Raw genomic sequence first — 18130 nt, 5'->3', positions numbered from 1 at the left:
TACCTGGTCGATTTTGATCGACGGCCCGCTTTCAAAAGCAGCGAGGGCTGAAGTCGACCGGAAATACAGGGCTACTTCAGACCTTCCCTAATATATGGCCTTAAGATGGCAGTAGGCCAGTTAACCAGAGAGACCGCATCCTTCTTCTGATCTTGATAGTTACCAGTTGCACTGGTAACAACAGCGTAGATTCAGAAAAACTTATTGCCATCAAATCCGACAAATGGATAGGTACGTTTATTACGTCATGAAACCCTTAGTTTTTTTATAAACAGATCAGCCACGACCAACCTTTTAATAACGATCAATACTGCAACAAGATCCTTATAAGTCTGCAAGACAAGTTAGGAAAATGCGGATTCAACCTGTGTTTCAAAAGCAATAACGTTATGACCCGCCAATGCCATAATGTCCTTCCCAGATATTGCAAGGAAAGATAAAAGAGCTGGCAAGTCGAATCATTTAGTCTGTTATGCGTTATTAATTAAAGCCAAACGCTTAATCTTCAAGTTATCATCCAACACGCTAGACGCTACAAAGATGGAACTATTCCTCCTTCCTATGAATATTTAAGCTATTTGTTTCTATAGCGGTACCGAGGAATCTTAAATGTTGGACATCTAGCCGGATCTTGTTAATCCTTTAGTCCAGCATATGATCAAACTTACGCCAAGTAGTTTTTTCAATCACCTCAACAAAAGCTACTCCTTGCTATAGACCTACAAATTTAGGCGATTTGATCCTACTCTTATAGCTGATCCGCATGTTGCGAATGCTCTAAGTAGTATAGCTCTCGACAAATGTATTCAAGCGTGAACATTCAGAACTGATGTATTCCAGCATTCTCACTCACAGTTACGTATCATTTGGGAGGAACGCCTCAACTAACCTAAGGGCGAGAGGGTTAGCGCATAACGGCGCGATTAAGAACTGCATCAAATTATGCCCATAAAAGCGGCTTGCCATATCTATATCCGATAATATATGTCCATTATTTAACACAAGTTATGTGAGTACGATGGCCGTCAACTTCGACCTAAATGATCTTCAGGCATTTTGTGCTCTGGTTGAGCATAAGAGTTTTCGTGCTGCTGCCGATGCGATCTACATCTCTCAACCGGCTTTGAGCCGTCGCATCGATAAACTGGAGGGGGCGCTCGGGGTAAAGCTGTTCGAGCGAACCACACGACGAGTAAGCCTTACCATGGTAGGTCGGGCATTTGCACCGCGGGCCGAACGCCTCCTCAATGACCTGGATGATGCGCTGCTAGGAATAAGCGAAGTGGCTTCCAACCGTACGGGGCGGGTAACAGTGGCCTGCGTTCCTTCTGCGGCATATTACTTCATGCCAAGTGTTATCGCCCGCTACCATGCTATCTATCCCAAGGTACGCATAAAGCTAATTGATACTAGTGCCAACAAGGTATCTGCGGCTGTTATCAGCGGTGAGGCTGATCTAGGCCTAAGCTTTTCCGGCAATCTCGATCAGGACGTAGAGTTTGAATGGCTGGTACAGGAGTCTTATGTCGCGGCCTGTCGGTGTGATCATGCGCTGGCAGGTAAAAAAGTGGTACGTTGGGATGAGTTCTATCGCTACGACTACATTGTAGTCGACAAAACATCAGGTAATCGTTTTCTGCTGGACCAGGCACTTGCTCATATTGCACCGGAGCGTCTTAGTATTTGTGAGACCCGTCATGTGACGACCATGCTGGGTATGGTTGAAGCAGGACTTGGCATTGCAGCGGTCCCTGCCATGGCCCTGCCGGCTGGCCATCATCCGGTTCTCACCAGTGTGCCACTTATTGATCCGGTTGTGGAGCGTCACGTAGGTATTATCAAACGGCGCGGCCGCGCCCTTTCTCCAGCCGCAGCCGCTTTGGAAAAGCTGCTTATCGATATGAAAGCGCAGCCGTCAAACAGGCCAGCTTAAGGTACTGAATCCAGCCCCGTCGAGCGGACCTGCTGCTGAACCTCCTTGGATGAGAGGTATTGCAGCAATGCTCTAGCCTCCTCTGGATGCGCTGCGCCTTTGGGAATAGCACCTGCAAAACGGGTAACCGACTGAACCGATTCAGGGATTTTCCCTATAAAGGTTACGCCAGGCACAGGCAATAGCTCACTCACCTGTTGAAACCCCAGTTGGTAATCTCCCCTGGCAACCATGGAGCCTACCGGATCCTTTTCAATCATCTTTGCCTTCGGTTTTACCTGGGTTTCAATACCGAGTTTCTTGAACAGCTGATTTTGAATGTATACACCACTGGCGCTATCAGAATACGCGATAGAGTCGGCCTTCAGCAGTGAGGCTTTCAGCTTTTCCACGGTATTGATCTCAAGCTTGGGGGAGCCCTTTCGAACCACTGCACCTATACGGGAATCGGCCAGCTCAACTCGAGAGCCCTCCTGAATCTTGCCCTGTTTGATCAGCTCATCAAGAGCATATCCGACCATGATGACTACATCGGCCTGTTCACCTCTTGCCAGGCGATTTGGAATAGCCTCGGGAGACTTGCCCATCGAAGGACCGCGGCTCGTTTGTAAAGTATCCCCGCGCTGGGCGGCAAATTCTGGTGCCAACTGTTGATAGGCGGCAGTAAACCCACCGGATATCATTACCTTTAGATCTGCTGCCTGAGCCGTTCCCACCAGGCTATATCCCAGCAGAGCTACTGCGAACACACTTCTCTTGATAAATGCCGTCATGATTATTCTCGCTTATAAACGATACAGGGGTGTTTCAGGCGGTCTGCAGCTGCAGGGAGCTGCGGCGATACAGGTAGCACGTCGCCAACAGTGCGCAGATAGCTGCAAAACTCATCCAGTAACCAGGCGCGGCCCTATCGCCCGTCGCTTGGATCAGAGCAGTTGAAATGGCTGGGGTAAATCCTCCAAACACAGCGGTAGCCAAGCTATATGCCAGCGAAAAGCCTGCCACCCTGACCTCAACCGGCATAATTTCGGTTAACGCAGGAATCATGGCACCGTTATATAAGCCATAAAGAAACGACAGCCACAGCAGAACGCCTAACATAAGCCCAAAGCTGGGCGCATCCGCCAGATATGATAGGGCTGGATACGTGGTCACGATAGCAAGTGCAGTCATCGCAATAAGTAATGGCTTGCGCCCGAATCTATCGGATAGCGCCCCGCCAATAGGCAGCCAGATAAAATTTGAGACGGCGACGAGCAGCGTTACCAGCAAGCTGTCCGAGGCACTTAGCTTGAGTACCGTCTTGCCAAACGTAGGCGCATAAACGGTAATCAGATAGAAAGCCGTGGTGGTCATGGCGACCATCAGCATGCCAGCTACTACCACCGTCCAGTTGTCCAGCAGAGTCCTTAAAACCTCGCGCATTGCAGGATGATGACGGCGGGTGTTGAACTCTTGAGTTTCCTCAAGCTTGCGTCGTAATACGAAGATAAACGGAACGATCAAGCAGCCCAGCAGAAACGGGATTCGCCAGCCCCAATCGGCAATGGCTGTCTCGGAAAGCCAGTGGTTGAGCCCGAAACCCAAAGCCGCGGCCACTACGATGGCAACCTGCTGGCTGCCTGACTGCCAACTTGTATAGAACCCCTTTTTACCTGGAGTCGCAATCTCGGCCAGATAGACCGATACACCACCCAGTTCGGCACCTGCGGAAAAGCCCTGGAGTAGACGGCCAGCTAGCACGAGCAGTGGGGCCCAGAACCCTATGCTGTCGTAACCCGGCACCAAGACGATCAAGAAGGTCCCGGCAGCCATAATCGAAAGGGTTACGATCAAGCCCTTGCGACGCCCTACCTGATCGATGTATGCACCCAAAATTACAGCCCCCAGAGGGCGCATTAGAAAGCCAGCGCCAAAAACTGCAAAGGTCATCATCAGGGAGGCAAATTCGCTGCTAGCTGGAAAGAAGGCCTTGGCGATATAAGTGGCGTAGAAGCCAAACAGGAAGAAATCAAACTGCTCGAGAAAGTTGCCCGACGTCACGCGGAATATTGCACCAATCTTTGAGCCAGAAGCGGCACGGTGGCCATGAGCAGGAACCATAGAACACTCCACGTCTTGTCTCATATGCAGAAGGCATATGTCTTTTTGTAACAAGAAGAGTGGAGAAAAAATATTGATTTGATAAGTGCATATTAGTGATCGACTAATGCATACATCGCATTAATTACATTGCACTGGAGCACACATCTTTAACAGTGCGTTACCTGCTAAGCGATGCGCCAGAGGATCAGAGTGGTAGATAAAGGATAGATAACGAGACGTATCCGCTGACTGCCCCTGATATTTCCTTGGTGGGTACGGACGGCCCTATAGGACCGTCCTGCGCAGAACCAACTACTGCGTCCGCGTCACCCGCCATACGGTGTTAGCCAGATCATCAGCGATGATGAGCGCACCGCGTGGATCGACCGTTACGCCCACCGGACGGCCACGGGTTTTCCCGTCATCTCCACGGAACCCTGTTGCAAAATCAACAGGATCACCAGACGGGCGTCCGTTGCTGAATGGTACGAAGACCACCTTGTAACCGACCGGATTCTTTCGGTTCCAGCTGCCGTGCTCGCCAACAAATACGCCATTGGCAAACTTGTCACCCATTTCCGGTATTGAGAAATCCAAACCCAGCGCGGCGACATGGGAGCCCAGCGCGTAATCTGGCGCGATGGCAGAAGCAACTTTTTGCGGATTCTCTGGCTTCACTCGAGGATCGACGTTCTTGCCCCAATAACTGTAGGGCCAGCCATAGAATTGGCCCTCACGAACCGAGGTCAGGTAATCCGGAACCAGATCAGGGCCCAGCTCATCCCGTTCGTTCACCACGGCCCATAATTGCCCCGTCTCCGGCTGAATGGTCAATGCTGTCGGGTTACGCAGACCGGTCGCATAGGGTTTGTGAGCGCCCGTTTCAGCGTTGACTTGCCAGACCATTGCGCGATCTACCTCGGCTTCCATGCCGCGCTCGGTAATATTGCTGTTGGAGCCGATGCCCACGTAGAGAAAACGACCATCGGGACTGACCGTCAGCGATTTAGTCCAGTGATGGTTAATTTCCGCAGGCAGATCGGTAATCTTGGTCGGTGGACCGCTGGCCTTGGTTTGACCATCCACATAGTCGAAGCGCACCAGCGCATCCTGATTGGCCACGTACAACTTGCCCTCAAATAAAGCCAGACCGTACGGTGCGTTCAGGTTCTCGGCAAAAACCTCTTGAACCTCGTAGGTACCGTCACCATTTGCATCGCGCAGTAATGTAAGGCGATTGCCCCCCTTTACCTTGGTATTGCCTTCCGCCTTGATGACCCCGGCAATAACATCTTTTGGCTTGAGTTTCGCTGCGTTACCGCCCCGGCCTTCCGCCACCAGGATGTCCCCGTTGGGTAGTACAAGGGTTTGCCGCGGGATTTTAAGATCCGTTGCGATCGCTCTGACGTCGTAACCCTCAGGCACTTTTGGCTTTTCATCACCCCAGGGTGCTGGGTCAGCAATCTTCATACTCGGCAGCAGGCCGCGCTCGGGATTAGGTAGCTTTGGATCACCGCCGTGTGATTGGGTGGCTTCCCCCTCGCCACCGCCACACGCGCTTAGCATTACCGCCATGCTCAGTATCGTCAGTGCATTCGAATTTCTCATCTTGCACCTCCTGAGCGCAGGTTGGTCAGGCCGATCCAGGCTGCAACAACGCTAAGCAGCGTTACGACTACCGAGAGGGTCAGCCCCATAGGCATCGACGCCCAGGCATCCTTTGCATGCTCGAAGGCATTAACCAGCCCTAGTATCCAGGTAATCAGCAGGAGCAGGAAATACATCAACTGCCGCCCGGCCTTACGGTCGGCACGGATCAGATTGACCAACGCGAACAATAGCGCCAGCCCGCAGAAAAGTTCACCTCCGGCAATCAGCCAGGACGAAAAGTTGTTCCACTGGATCTGGTATGTCTTGGAATAGGCAATGTCGCTGAGCAGTGCGCCAAGAAACAGCGGCACGGTTCCGGCAAGCAGTATTGCATGCAGCGGACCGGGTGTAACTCTATAGGTCGGATGAAGTGCAGTGGTCACGGGAGCTCCTTTTCTCTGTTATGTCTTGCAAAAGCCGTATGCAGGTGTACCGGTGGTCAGATGCCTGCCGGCGATGCCATAGCAAGGGAACGCAGCGCTTATGTGTTAGTTCACGGCAGCCCATTGAATGAAACATATTGAAACCTCTGAAGGCGCTCTACGCCGGGGCTTCTGCCGATCCGAACCTTCGACGTGCTCCAGCAGAAGGAAGGGACCTATACGACAAGAAGGATGTTCTGCACGGCCTGCTTCATCGCAAGTTTCGAAACACACATCCTGTAATCAATGGTCGGAAAACGTATGACTATTGCCGGACCTTTCTGTCCTGAAGGCGGTCCGTCTAAAGCGGCCTTGCTGACACAGAAGCGGTGAGCCGTCTGTGACCACTCCTGAATGGGCGTGCCCGTGATCGCTGCGAGCCAGCCCCGTCGGCAAATGGATAACGCATGTATCAGGCATGCGCGGCCGTTTTCGAGCGGGTCAAGTCTTGTGGCGAGACGGAACGTCCCAACGATGAGGACTTCCATGAGCGACTCGATATCCCCCAACCGCCGCAGCTTTCTTAAGTCTGTGGGTGTATCCAGCCTAGCCGTCGCCTCGGCTCCAGTTTGGGTTCAGGCCATTCAGGCCGCACCTGTCGACGATACCCAACAACCTCTACAACCTGGCGAGCAAAGGATCACCCTGAAGGTGAACGGCCAGGCTCACATACTCAATGTTCCTGCTAACGCCATACTGCTTGATGTACTGCGTGACCGTCTGCAGCTAACCGGAACCAAGAAAGGGTGTGATCATGGTCAATGTGGTGCCTGTACCCTGCATGTGAACGGGACGGCAGTGAATTCCTGCCTGTCGCTGGCTGTCAGCCATGACGGTGATGAGATCACCACTATTGAAGGCCTAGAAAAAGACGGCAAGCTACATCCGGTCCAGGAAGCTTTCTGGGAACACGACGCTTATCAGTGTGGCTATTGCACTTCCGGGCAGATCATGAGTGCCGTGGCGATCCTGAATGACCCTTCCATTGGCAGCGACGATTCCAGCGTCCGCGAGGCCATGAGCGGCAATATCTGCCGCTGCGGTGCCTACAAAAACATTCTTGCGGCCATACAGTCGGCCCGCGGCAAGGTGAAGGGGGCCAGCTGATGCGTAGCTTTCAATTTGATCGTGCAACCAGCACCGAGCAGGCGCTAAAGGCTGGCCAGTCAGACCAGGCGATGTACCTGGCTGGCGGCACCACGCTCCTTGATCTCGTGAAGCTTGACGTTATGCAGCCCGAACGGCTGGTGGACATCAACCGTGTAGGCCTCAACAGACTGGAGCGCCAGGACGATGGCAGCGTGCGTATCGGTGCCCTGGTCACCAATACAACGTTGGCTCAAGACAATTACATTGTCCAGGCCTATCCCGTGCTGTCTCAGGCACTGTTAGCAGGCGCTACGACACAATTACGTAACAAAGCCACCACGGCTGGCAACGTCATGCAGCGGGTGCGCTGCCACTACTTTCGCGACAACGTTTCGCCCTGCAACAAGCGCAAGCCCGGCAGCGGTTGCTCGGCGATCGAGGGTGACCATCGCTCGGTCCACGCTGTTCTAGGCACTAGCCAACATTGCATCGCTATGCACCCATCCGACATGTGCGTGGCGATGGCAGCTATTGGTGCGACTGTTCATATACAAGGTCCCAAGGGTGAGCGGACGATCGACTTCCTCGATTTCCATCTGCTGCCCGGTGACACCCCCGAACGTGAACACGCCCTCGCTCCTGGCGAACTGATTACTGACATCACGCTTGCACCACCACTGGCCAACAGCCGTTCGGGCTACCTGAAACTGCGCGATCGCGCCTCCTATCAGTTCGCGCTGGCGTCGAGCGCTGTCATTGTGCAGCTGCAGGATGACCGCATTACCGATGCGCGAATCGCACTGGGCGGCGTCGGCACCAAGCCCTGGCGAGTCCATGAAGCGGAACAGTCATTACGTGGTCAGCCCGCCAATGACGAGACCTTCCGCCGTGCTGCGCAGCTAGCGCTACAGGGTGCCACGCCTTATCGGCACAACGCCTACAAAATCCCCCTGGCTCAGCAGGCCATCGTACGTAACCTGCAGACACTTACCGGAGGTATGGCATGAACGACATCATCGGCGCGGGTCCCAGGCGAGTCGACGGGCGACTCAAGGTCACCGGCCATGCCCAATACACTGCCGATCATGGACTTAAACGCATGGCGTATGCCTATGGCGTCTACAGCACCATCGCCAGCGGCCGTGTCACCCGTATCGATACCGATGAGGCTCAGCGCATGCCGGGCGTACTCGGGATCTTCCACCACGGCCATTTCACTGAACTCTATCGCCCACCCAAGATGAAGCTGAACCCAGCTAAGATTGACCGGCTGGTGAAAGTTGACGAAAGTCGGCTGCCGTTCGAGGACGACCGCGTTTATTACGCCGGTCAGTTCGTGGCCATGGTGGTAGCCGACTCCTTTGAACAAGCCCGCGCAGCGGCCTACAGGGTCAAGGTTGAATATAAGGAAGAACCCGCCTTAGCCACACTCGCGCAAGCAAAAAAGGAGCAGTCGCCCAAAACTGCCGGCTCGGATTACTCACGCGGAGACCCACAGGCTGGTTTTGACAAGGCAGCCCATCGCATCGATTTCACTTACACCACGCCTGTCGAAACCCATAACCCGATGGAGATGCACGCCACGACCGCCTATTGGGAAGGTGATCGATTATTCGTGTATGAATCCACGCAGTCGGTAATCGTGCACCGCAACACCTTAGCCCGTATCTTTGGTTTGAGTCCGGACAAGGTTGAACTGCAATCGCCCTTTATAGGCTCGGGCTTTGGCAGCACGCTCTGGGCGTGGCCGCACTCCCCTGCTACTTGCGCTGTCGCGCGACTTGTAGGTCGTCCTGTACAGTTCGTAGTGCCACGTCCACAAATGTTTACTACCACCGGCCATCGTCCAGCCACCGAGCAACGACTGCGGCTCGCCACGGACGACCAGGGAAAGCTACTGTCGGTACGACATGAATCGGTCAACAGTACGTCCTTTACTGACCAGAACACTGAAAGCTGCGGTAGCGTGACCAAGAGCCTCTACAGCTGCCCGAACTTGGCTGTTACCCATGCGACCTTGCAGGTCAACCACGGTACGCCTACCTCCATGCGTGCACCGGGCGCTGCACCGGGTCTGTTCGCACTGGAGTCAGCCATGGATGAAATGGCGGAGGCCGTTGGCATGGACCCGCTGGCATTTCGCAAACTCAATGCTTCGACTCGGGACGAAAGCAAAGACATGCCCTGGTCCAGCAACCACCTGCAGGAAGCCTTCGACAAGGCCGCGGCCAAGTTTGGCTGGGACAAGCGTACCCCAGAGCCCGGCTCGATGCGAGACGGCCATGAGGTAATCGGCTATGGCCTGGCGGCCTGTAACTGGGATGCCATGCGCTGCGCCTGTGAGGCCCGGGTGTCACTGCGTGCCGATGGGACGGCTTACGTCACTTGTGGCGCGCAGGATATCGGGACCGGCACCTATACCATCGTTGCCCAGGCCGTGAGCAAGATCACCGGCCTGCCACTGGAAAATATCACTGTACAGTTGGGTGACTCATCCTTTCCGCCCGGCCCCGTTTCTGGCGGCTCCTGGGCAACCGCCAGCGTTCTACCCGCCGTGGCGGAGGCTACCCGGGACGCTATTGAGCAACTAAAGAGCTTTGCTATAGAGGATGGGCCATTCAAGGGTGCCGACCCCAAAGTATTGGAGTTCGCTAATGGCCGGCTGGTCAAGGATGGCGAAGCGCTGGATTTTGCCAACCTACTTACTACACGGCGTTTGAGCAGTGCTGAAGGCGAAGCCCGAACGCAGACAGCGGATAAAAGTGATGTTTCGATCCGCTCCTTTGGTGCTCATTTCGTGGAGGTACGTTGGGACCCGGGTATCTCTCGTCTGCGTGTATCACGGGTGGTCAGCGCGATAGATGTCGGTCAGGTCATTAACGCCAAGGCCGCTGCGAATCAGGTGGAGGGTGCGATCGTAATGGCTATTGGCATGGCAATGTTCGAGGCTACCAGTTACGACGAGCGCAACGCCATGCCCACCAACAATGACTACGCCGAGTACATGGTGCCGGTACATGCCGACCAGCCGCCGGAACTGGACGTGATACTGCTTGATTATCCTGACTATGCCCTCAACGAGTTTGGTGCACGCGGTATCGGTGAGATCGGCATTACAGGGTTGGCGGCTGCTATCGCCAACGCGGTGTATCACGCTACCGGCAAACGCATCCGCGACCTCCCGATTACCCTAGACAAGCTGATGGATGAGATTCCCCAGGCTGTATAAGCCGCCACGGCCCAGGGATGGGCGCCGGGGTTACGAAATAAGGTTTTCCTGCACGCAGTCGGATCAGCTCTTGCCATCAATACCAAAAACCTTCTATCTCGTACCCGTTAAGGTGGTAATAAATAGGCGGCATTATTCATCATCAGTGCGCACGGCTCTCTGGCGAGACAATCAATCTTTACCTTAGACTCACGTCTTGCTAAAGCCATGAGCAATCATTGCTGAAAGTATGCGATACACCGCGGTTGCTTTTAAGGTATTCTTAGACCATAGGCTTTAAATAGACGACTCCGCGCCCTACTTGATGATGTTATTTTTGCCTAAAAATAACTAACCTACCCTGATAACACACCATCGACTTCAAAGCAGCTGGGAAACAGTGGCAGGCGCTATTGAGTAATCAGCTGTCGCCTGAAACGGGTCGCTGATCCGTGCTTTAGTGACTTGCTTCAAAAAGATGTTCATTAATCAGGTGAGCAAGCCGGTTACTTAAGTTTGAACGTCTATACTTTTGACCACATTAATCGCGTAGACTAGTACCAGCTTCTTATTATATTTTAAGTCATCCAGACGTGCCGGCTAAGGCGTATCCGGGTGAAACTTTCACATCATAAACGTTAAGGTATTTATGTCCAAGCTTGCAGAATTTCGTGCTGCCGAAGAACAATTAAAGGCCCAGCTACAGCTACTCGAATCTCTCAAAAACGATGAATCTCTACAGCGTGAAATCGAGTTTGAATCCAAGCTTCAAACACTGATGAGCGATTATGGCAAAAACCTGGGCGACATTATTGCCATTATTGATCCGGGTTATTCTCGCAAACCACGTGGCTTGGTTGCGCACCCAGAAAAGGCGCCCCGCCGTGCACGCTCCGTCAAGCGTTACAAGCACCCTGAAACAGGCGAAGTGATCGAGACCAAGGGCGGCAACCACAAGACGCTCAAAGCCTGGAAGGCTGAGCATGGTGCTGACGTGGTTGAAGGCTGGCTTCAGTAAGTACCACGCTTATACGGCTGCCTATTCAGCAACCTGCAGAGTAGGCGGCCGTAACGCCCTATAGTGCTACTGCTAGAGCAAAGAGGGGTTAATACAAGGTATTTTCGCAAGCCGGCCAGGCAACGCACGGTCATAGACATCGCCATCTATTTCCGACCTGGATAACACTTTTAATATCTGACCTGGCGTTGGTAATGTGGCCCGGCCGATATGGCTGGCATCGTCCCAAAGCCCAGGGCGAATAATAAATCTACTGCACTGAAAGTAGACAGCGTTAACGCTGCCCCGGATTACTGTTTTGGGTGCCTGGTTGTTTACAGCAAAACGCGAAAGAAGATCAGGCTAAATAGTGATTTGAGCTGTCCCGTTTACACGAAGGGGCTCGCCTACACCAGGGAGAAGAAAAAGTAGTGCTACACGTAGATCCTGAATGATGTTGCGCAAGCTGTCGATTCGGTTATTCCCTCTTCGATCCGGTAGTAATGGCGTTGAACTATCTTCAATATGTATGACTCTGCGCGGTGAGGCATCAAGCCCCCAGGCACGGCAGTAGCATGGTTCGAAATAGATATAGCACTAGCGGCTTCAAAGATGGACGTAGCTCGTCCTAATGAGCACAGAACGATTTGAACGCGCTATTAGAACCTAATCGACAGACCACCAAAGTTCTAGACAATAGAGATTGTTTTTGACCTGCTGAATCATTTCAATCTGGACCTTCATTCCATAATCTTCGTCCTCAACCTGAAGAGCAGCAAATTGGAATTGGAGATCATGCTGAAGGTGCTCAATTAAAGCATTGGCAACTGCTAGTGCGTTTCGAGATGGTTTTTCCTTGGTGTACTCACCAAGCGAACCTTGGAAGAAGCGCCCCAGTTCCTCGATAGCCTTATGGCTTAAGCCTAAGCGGCTCGCATTTAAAGTAAATGAAGCGCTTTCTGATGACTCCTTCAAACGTCTATGCGCCTGCTGATAAGCGAACTTGAAGGTAAAAAGAAGGCCGCCTTCTTGATATACGGTACTAGACGCGGCTGCTAAGCCTTCCAAAAAACCGAGCGCTCGGTCGCTAAGCATAAAATCTCTAATGTTTTGGCTAAAGGGCGAGCTTCAGCCAGTCCCAGTGAGCGAAGCGAACGACCTTGAAGGCTGTAATGGACTCTCGCTGCACCACATTTCTTCTATAACACAGTGGTGACTGTTTGCAATGAAACGCATTGCGGTTGATTTGGCCAAGCCCGTTTACCAGGTTGCCGAGAGTGTTCAGGTCGGTCGGGTGAAGCGGCGCAAGCGGCAACGAACTGCTTAGCCATACCTACTCAACGCAGTGCCCTAACCCTAACGCACTGATCGTCAGGTTTGTGTCGAAGCGTAGTGCAGGTTATCTGACTAACCTGCACCAGCATTTCTTGTGATGCGAAACAGACAGTCTTTATCGCATCGCGGCCAGGCTTTTAAACTATGTTGCCTTCTACTTACCCAACACAACGCTACGCGCCGCGAGCCTCGCTTTCCTGAAGTCAAAGTGGATTCCCAAGGCTTTTGCCTTGGCCCGCGACTCTTCCATTAGAGCATTCAACTGTTCACGGCGCTGCTGGAGGGTAGTTGTCATTATTCTCACCTCTATTGATGTTATCCATTCCCTTGGCGACTTTTGCTATCCCTACGTTCAATAGATAGGTAATTAGTGACTGGCCGCTAGATGGTAGGACAGAGCCAAATTAAAAAGTTGCCTTGCTGAAAAAATAAGTTACGTAGCCTTTGATCGGAACCTGTACGAGGAAGCAGCTAAGGCTTACCTGCGACTGACTTTAAAGTTGTCAAATAGGGTCATGACTCTGCTATCAGATTTTCTATTTGGCTTATGGCCAGCGCTTAACGTCACTTTTAAGTCCCTTCCGTGACTGATTGTTCCTCCTCTTGCATTATCCGTTTGCCGGTTCACAAATGCTGATACGAAGACTTGAGAAAATCAGAGGTTTTCTAAAAAGGTAACTCACTGGCTAAAGCTATCCCTAGCTTTTGTATTTAAGGCTTAATGAGGCTGTGGTGTAAAACCTACACAAGCAGTTCCTGCCGCTCTATCTCAGGCCTTTCATAAAGGCTTCATGCGACGAGTCTAAAGTGTGGATGTGCTGACTTGCGGTCAGGCGCAGGCAGTTCATGTGCTTAAAGCAACATGGTAACTCCTGGCCACTTGTCCTGTAATAAACCCATGTGGAGAACATCAGTGGACAAGGCTTACGAAGGAAAGAATGTACTGATCACCGGCGCTACGGGCTTTATTGGTTCGATGTTGCTCAAGACCCTGTCGGAAAAACTCGAAGGTGTCGGTCGGATTTACTGCCTTTATCATACAACGCCTCCTTCCCAAGCTTATGCTTATGACAAACGAGTCGTATGGATAAAGGGCGATATCAGGAAGGAAAATTGGGACATTGCCACCTCTTGGCTGCAGGAAATCAGGAAGGATGTGGACATTGTTTTCCACCTGGCTGCGTATACCCGTTGGGATACCGACATACAGGATCAGGTACACGCTAACACGCTGTCTGCTCTACAGGGTGCAACGCTTGTCGCTACCTTTGAAAAACGTGCACTATTTTTGGTTACATCCAGCTATTGGGCGCTATGTAATCGCTCAGCGACGGAGCATATTGAGGAACGAATCTATCAGGACTCAACGGCGGAATCTGAACTGGAAGAGATCGTCACGAAAGGAGGTAGCGCAAGGCTTAGTGAATGGCCTAATGCTTACGCCTATTCAAAGAATCTGATGGAACGCCTATTACACCAGCGCTACCCTCACCTCCCTATTATGGTCGCGCGCATTACCTCAGTCACAGGCGCCTGGGCCTACCCAAGTAAGGGTTATTGCAATTTCTCCATCTCCCTGCCCGCTTTCATACGCTCCATTGCACTTGGAGGCGTTAAACATTTCCCAGCATCCATGAAAACGGCGATCAACGACATGATCCCCGTGGATATTTGCGTCAATATGCTATTGGCAAATGCGGTAGATCCTTCAAATAGCCTGTTTCAGGTTGTCCATTGTTCATCCGCCACACGCAATATTCCTACATTGGGTCAGGTGGCTGAAATGGCTGGCCATATCAGCTATTTCGAGAATCAGTACGAGTTTGACGAGGCGTTGGCTCACCTGAATGAAAAACAGGCAAAGCTTAATAGAGTCATCGTTGAAGCGTATGGATTCGCGATGGAGAACCGCTTCATTTTCAACGATGCCCAGGTACGTCGGCCGTTGCAGTGGATGTCACAGGACGCTCTCGCCAAGTTTCCTATTGATGTCGAAGAGCTGGAATGGACTGCCATAATTGCAGCGATGAAAAAGGAACTGTCCCTACTAGCGACTGCCAAGGCCGCGTAATCAGGGCTGACAGGACTAAGGCGAGAGGACTTGAGTAATAGCCTCTCGCCTACTTTATTTTCATATTGATCGAAATCGGGCCTACAACGGATAGAGAATTGCTACGCCGTTAAACTCATCCATTCAATAACGTAGCGCGCTCATGTCTCACCTAGACTCCATTGAGGACGTGCCCCACTCCGTAGCTGATCCGCTCCTGGTGCAGCTCAAATAACCAAGTGCTTAGAGCTTCCCTTTGCACAAAAACCGCTGTTCAACCATCACGAATTGAACGAAGCCACACCGGAACGAGTCAGCTAAATAGCCTCGTCGTACAGACCAGGCTACACCTATTTGAACTGCCTGGAGGTAATCTTTATGGATAACAAAGCGGTAATTTCTGAGCTGAACGACTTGATTGAAACCTGTCTGGATGGCTACAAGGGGTTTCAGGAATGCGCCGATGACCTGAAGGATCCGAAACTCAAGTCAACCATGGCAGCCCGCGCCCAGGATTGCAGCACAGCCGCAACCGAGCTTCAGCAACTCGTAACCAAGCTAGGCGGTGATCCGGAGCAAAAGGCCAGCGTATCGGGCGCCCTCCACCGCAAGTGGGTCGATATCAAATCGTCAATTACAGGTAAGAGTGACGAAGCGATTTTAAATGAATGCGAGCGCGGCGAAGATGTCGCTCTCAAGAGCTACAAGCAGGCGCTTGAAAAGGACTTGCCTGCGGATGTTCGCGCTGTCGTAGAGCGGCAGCTGCAAGGGGTGCAACGAAACCATGACCAGGTCAAGGCACTCAGAGACGCTGCACGAGCAAGCTAAGCCCTTAGGCGCCGCAAAGAGACGCCTTGCAAAAGGCTCTCTTTCGGCTCGGCTTTCAGCGGTGATGAGCACCTTCTACGACGCGTATATCAAGCAAAAATTGCCAGTATTTTATCTACGTTCCGCCAGCTCAACAGCAACCTGGGAGGCTGGGTATCAATCACTGGCGTAGTTATAAAACTTGCTCAAGCGTCTCGCTCGTTCACTCTCGCTTTCTAGAGCATAAAGCCTGCGGTAGAACTGGCTGCGGTTTACCCCATTACTCTCACAGGCCTCGGTTACGGGTACGCCTTTTATCAGAAAGTCTTCCAAGGCGCGAATAACCCGTTCTCCCCGAATGGAAGTACCCTCCAGTAACAGGTCAAAGTGCTCACGCTCAAGTGCTCCAGGTTTTAAGAAGGACAATGTACGGGCGCGCATGGCTCTCTCAGCAGTCTAGTGACAGATATATGTAACAGGTAGGCGAGTAATCGTTGGGATAGAGGCAGGTCACCTCTAGATACCACTACACCTGAGTTACCTTAATAGGTTATCAATAGTATAGCTTGTTTTTAGCAGATGGAACCTCCAGTTTCTGCTCTTCTGGTGTATCGAATGTTCAAGCCACAATGCAGGTTAGAGGCCTGGTAAACCGCTTATAGCCTTGCAAGCTGAGATCTATACCTTAAATCACAGCGGCGCTATCCGAGTTGGAATTTATCTGAGCGCTCATCACCAATAGTGAAGCAAGGCGTAATTAGCTACGCCTTGCTTCACTAGCCCATAATGGCGATGTATATAATCCTCAAGCTTGATTCGTCTGGGATACGCTCTCCGTTACCGATGAGCTATCAACTCCACAAAACGAGCTGAAACATGACTTGCCATGCCCTTCGCCAGCTCCTCTTCCCCGAAGAACACCGTACCGACTCCATCCCGACGCAGGAGCTGTGATTCATCCTCACTGTGAGTACGAACGACAACCTCTACTTCTGGATTTAACGTTTTGGCGGTTTCTACCATTTGGCGCGCGTTGAGTGGATCAGGAGTTGCGATGACCAGCATGGCAGCCTTGGCAATATGGGCCTGGATAAGCACAGCAGGGTCCGCAGCATCACCGGAGACAGCCGCTTTGCCTTCCTTACGCAACTGATCCACCATTTCCCTGTTCTGCTCAGCAATGACGTAAGGAATCCCCTGTTCGTCCAATACCTTTGCTATCCGCCGCCCAACCCGTCCATAACCAACTAGAACAATTTGGCGCTCCAGGTATTTACGGTCCGTATCCATAGGAAGTTCAGCATAAGGGTCCTGCCTACTTTCAAGCTCGCGTGCAAACGACGAGCGCGCCAGCACCCACCGGCGTACCGGCTCGATAAGGGTAAACAATAGCGGATTGATCGCAATCGAGACGAGCGCACCGGCCAATACCAAGCTCATCCCCTCCTGCGGTAGCAGCCCCAGCGTCAAACCGAGACCGCCTAATATGAAAGAGAACTCTCCTATCTGGGCAAGGCTCGCAGCTACCGTCATGCCGGTAGTGAGCGGATAGCGTAGCGACAATGTGATAACCAGCGCTGCCAGCGATTTTCCCAGCACAATGATAGCCACAACGGCCAGCACATGGACCGGCTCCTGGACCAGGATCATGGGGTCGAACAGCATCCCTACGGACACAAAGAACAATACCGAGAAGGCGTCACGCAATGGCAAGGACTCTTCGGCAGCCCGATGGCTGAATTTGGACTCCCTCATTACCATACCAGCAAAGAAAGCACCCAACGCAAAAGACACATTAAAGAGCTTGGATGCACCGAAGGCAATACCGATGGCAATCGCGACGACCGCTAGCGTGAAGAGTTCGCGAGAGCCTGTTCGCGCCACTTGCCAGAGCAGCCATGGCAGCGCTCGGCGTCCGGCAATGAGCATCAGCGCGACGAAGGCAACGATCTGCAGAAGGGTTTTCCCAAGCGTTACCCAGAGTGGCCCATCCTGCGCGGGCAATGCTTCGCTGGTACTACCGAGCATGCCTGCCAGTGGAGGTAGCAGTACCAGCACCAGTACGGTTGCCAGATCTTCAACGACCAGCCAGCCGACGGCAATACGGCCGTTCATGCTGTCTAGCACTCCGCGCGCCTCCAATGCTTTAAGCAGCACGACAGTACTGGCACACGACAGGCAAAGACCAAAGATAAGGCCGTTACCCCAGCTCCAGCCCCACCAGTGCGCCAGTACAGCGCCCAGTACCGTGGCGAGACTCATTTGTACGATAGCGCCAGGAATGGCGATGCGCTTGACCGAAAGCAGGTCACCAATGGAAAAATGCAGCCCTACGCCAAACATCAGCAGCATCACACCAATCTGGGGTTGTACGCCGGAATCCCAGAAATTTCCGTCAGCCCAGCTCCAGTCCCGCCACGAGCGCATCCAGGTCGATGAACTTGCCGTCAGTCTGGAAGGTGTAATGCCCGTTCAGCAGGATGTGCCGCCAGGCCGCTGGCGACATCTGCGTGATCAACGCCAGCGCCTTGGCATTGCCAGCTGCCTCGTACTT

16 protein-coding genes are annotated in these 18130 nt (G+C 52.5%); 7 read left to right on the top strand and 9 right to left on the bottom strand.

Going from position 1 to position 18130, the window contains the following annotated elements:
- The first annotated feature begins 1018 nt into the window (after positions 1 to 1018).
- Positions 1019 to 1933, top strand: coding sequence for a LysR family transcriptional regulator (locus tag HMPREF1487_RS22760; RefSeq protein WP_010799120.1), 915 nt, complete (start codon positions 1019 to 1021; stop codon positions 1931 to 1933).
- On the opposite strand, the gene HMPREF1487_RS22755 is transcribed toward HMPREF1487_RS22760, so the two are convergent.
- From HMPREF1487_RS22755 to HMPREF1487_RS22740, 4 genes are all read right to left on the bottom strand, one after another.
- Entirely contained in the window at positions 1930 to 2706 is a 777-nt protein-coding gene (locus HMPREF1487_RS22755) for a substrate-binding domain-containing protein (RefSeq protein WP_010799119.1), read from the bottom strand. The genes HMPREF1487_RS22760 and HMPREF1487_RS22755 overlap by 4 nt on opposite strands.
- Before the next feature lie 34 nt (positions 2707 to 2740).
- Positions 2741 to 4036 carry an MFS transporter gene (locus HMPREF1487_RS22750; RefSeq protein ID WP_010799118.1) on the bottom strand — a complete coding sequence of 432 codons (1296 nt, stop codon included), beginning with the start codon at positions 4034 to 4036 and terminating at the stop codon, positions 2741 to 2743.
- A 294-nt stretch (positions 4037 to 4330) separates the two neighbouring features.
- Positions 4331 to 5626: a PQQ-dependent sugar dehydrogenase gene (locus HMPREF1487_RS22745; RefSeq protein WP_010799117.1), complete on the bottom strand. Its 1296-nt coding sequence runs from the start codon at positions 5624 to 5626 to the stop codon at positions 4331 to 4333.
- Entirely contained in the window at positions 5623 to 6051 is a 429-nt protein-coding gene (locus tag HMPREF1487_RS22740; RefSeq protein WP_010799116.1) for a DUF2231 domain-containing protein, read from the bottom strand. Before HMPREF1487_RS22740 ends, HMPREF1487_RS22745 begins: the two co-directional genes overlap by 4 nt.
- Positions 6052 to 6576: 525 nt before the next feature.
- Here HMPREF1487_RS22740 and HMPREF1487_RS22730 point away from each other — a divergent pair.
- From HMPREF1487_RS22730 to HMPREF1487_RS22715, 4 genes are all read left to right on the top strand, one after another.
- Positions 6577 to 7197, top strand: coding sequence for a (2Fe-2S)-binding protein (locus tag HMPREF1487_RS22730; RefSeq protein WP_010799114.1), 621 nt, complete (start codon positions 6577 to 6579; stop codon positions 7195 to 7197).
- Complete coding sequence (locus HMPREF1487_RS22725; protein WP_010799113.1) at positions 7197 to 8186, top strand: FAD binding domain-containing protein; 990 nt, start codon at positions 7197 to 7199, stop codon at positions 8184 to 8186. The genes HMPREF1487_RS22730 and HMPREF1487_RS22725 overlap by 1 nt, the downstream gene beginning before the upstream one ends.
- Positions 8183 to 10408: a xanthine dehydrogenase family protein molybdopterin-binding subunit gene (locus tag HMPREF1487_RS22720; RefSeq protein ID WP_010799112.1), complete on the top strand. Its 2226-nt coding sequence runs from the start codon at positions 8183 to 8185 to the stop codon at positions 10406 to 10408. Before HMPREF1487_RS22725 ends, HMPREF1487_RS22720 begins: the two co-directional genes overlap by 4 nt.
- A 628-nt stretch (positions 10409 to 11036) precedes the next feature.
- Positions 11037 to 11405, top strand: a complete 369-nt coding sequence (locus tag HMPREF1487_RS22715; RefSeq protein WP_010799111.1) for a histone-like nucleoid-structuring protein, MvaT/MvaU family — start codon at positions 11037 to 11039, stop codon at positions 11403 to 11405.
- A 342-nt stretch (positions 11406 to 11747) separates the two neighbouring features.
- On the opposite strand, the gene HMPREF1487_RS28585 is transcribed toward HMPREF1487_RS22715, so the two are convergent.
- The 3 genes from HMPREF1487_RS28585 to HMPREF1487_RS27475 form a co-directional block, all read right to left on the bottom strand.
- A complete protein-coding gene (locus HMPREF1487_RS28585) occupies positions 11748 to 11909 on the bottom strand; it encodes a PNPOx family protein (RefSeq protein ID WP_371106406.1) in 162 nt (53 codons plus the stop codon).
- Positions 11910 to 12050: 141 nt separating this feature from the next.
- Positions 12051 to 12479, bottom strand: a complete 429-nt coding sequence (locus tag HMPREF1487_RS22705) for a hypothetical protein (protein WP_010799110.1) — start codon at positions 12477 to 12479, stop codon at positions 12051 to 12053.
- 394 nt (positions 12480 to 12873) lie between these two features.
- A complete protein-coding gene (locus tag HMPREF1487_RS27475; protein WP_010799109.1) occupies positions 12874 to 13014 on the bottom strand; it encodes a hypothetical protein in 141 nt (46 codons plus the stop codon).
- Between the two features lie 618 nt (positions 13015 to 13632).
- Between HMPREF1487_RS27475 and HMPREF1487_RS22700 the strand changes: the two genes are divergently transcribed.
- Positions 13633 to 14790: an SDR family oxidoreductase gene (locus tag HMPREF1487_RS22700; protein WP_010799108.1), complete on the top strand. Its 1158-nt coding sequence runs from the start codon at positions 13633 to 13635 to the stop codon at positions 14788 to 14790.
- 357 nt (positions 14791 to 15147) lie between these two features.
- Positions 15148 to 15597, top strand: coding sequence for a PA2169 family four-helix-bundle protein (locus HMPREF1487_RS22695; RefSeq protein ID WP_010799107.1), 450 nt, complete (start codon positions 15148 to 15150; stop codon positions 15595 to 15597).
- Between the two features lie 156 nt (positions 15598 to 15753).
- Here the strand turns inward: HMPREF1487_RS22695 and HMPREF1487_RS22690 are convergent, their stop codons facing one another.
- Together HMPREF1487_RS22690 and HMPREF1487_RS22685 are read right to left on the bottom strand one after the other, a co-directional pair.
- Positions 15754 to 16017 (bottom strand): PapB/FocB family fimbrial expression transcriptional regulator, encoded by a 264-nt coding sequence (locus HMPREF1487_RS22690; protein WP_010799106.1) that lies wholly within the window; start codon positions 16015 to 16017, stop codon positions 15754 to 15756.
- A 396-nt stretch (positions 16018 to 16413) separates the two neighbouring features.
- A complete protein-coding gene (locus HMPREF1487_RS22685; RefSeq protein ID WP_010799105.1) occupies positions 16414 to 18003 on the bottom strand; it encodes a cation:proton antiporter domain-containing protein in 1590 nt (529 codons plus the stop codon).
- Between the last annotated feature and the right edge of the window lie 127 nt (positions 18004 to 18130).

The sequence above is a fragment of the Pseudomonas sp. HPB0071 genome (assembly GCF_000478505.2).
Classification (GTDB): Bacteria; Pseudomonadota; Gammaproteobacteria; order Pseudomonadales; family Pseudomonadaceae; genus Chryseomonas; species Chryseomonas luteola.
The sequence above is the reverse complement of the archived record's forward strand: the minus strand, read 5'-3'. Positions and strand labels throughout refer to the sequence as shown.

Coding starts and splice junctions, on each gene's coding strand:
- HMPREF1487_RS22760 (WP_010799120.1), top strand. CDS start 1,019: ATGGCCGTCAACTTCGACCTAAATGATCTTCAGGCATTTTGTGCTCTG.
- HMPREF1487_RS22755 (WP_010799119.1), bottom strand. CDS start 2,706: ATGACGGCATTTATCAAGAGAAGTGTGTTCGCAGTAGCTCTGCTGGGA.
- HMPREF1487_RS22750 (WP_010799118.1), bottom strand. CDS start 4,036: ATGGTTCCTGCTCATGGCCACCGTGCCGCTTCTGGCTCAAAGATTGGT.
- HMPREF1487_RS22745 (WP_010799117.1), bottom strand. CDS start 5,626: ATGAGAAATTCGAATGCACTGACGATACTGAGCATGGCGGTAATGCTA.
- HMPREF1487_RS22730 (WP_010799114.1), top strand. CDS start 6,577: ATGAGCGACTCGATATCCCCCAACCGCCGCAGCTTTCTTAAGTCTGTG.
- HMPREF1487_RS22725 (WP_010799113.1), top strand. CDS start 7,197: ATGCGTAGCTTTCAATTTGATCGTGCAACCAGCACCGAGCAGGCGCTA.
- HMPREF1487_RS22720 (WP_010799112.1), top strand. CDS start 8,183: ATGAACGACATCATCGGCGCGGGTCCCAGGCGAGTCGACGGGCGACTC.
- HMPREF1487_RS22715 (WP_010799111.1), top strand. CDS start 11,037: ATGTCCAAGCTTGCAGAATTTCGTGCTGCCGAAGAACAATTAAAGGCC.
- HMPREF1487_RS22705 (WP_010799110.1), bottom strand. CDS start 12,479: ATGCTTAGCGACCGAGCGCTCGGTTTTTTGGAAGGCTTAGCAGCCGCG.
- HMPREF1487_RS27475 (WP_010799109.1), bottom strand. CDS start 13,014: ATGACAACTACCCTCCAGCAGCGCCGTGAACAGTTGAATGCTCTAATG.
- HMPREF1487_RS22695 (WP_010799107.1), top strand. CDS start 15,148: ATGGATAACAAAGCGGTAATTTCTGAGCTGAACGACTTGATTGAAACC.
- HMPREF1487_RS22690 (WP_010799106.1), bottom strand. CDS start 16,017: ATGCGCGCCCGTACATTGTCCTTCTTAAAACCTGGAGCACTTGAGCGT.
- HMPREF1487_RS22685 (WP_010799105.1), bottom strand. CDS start 18,003: ATGCGCTCGTGGCGGGACTGGAGCTGGGCTGACGGAAATTTCTGGGAT.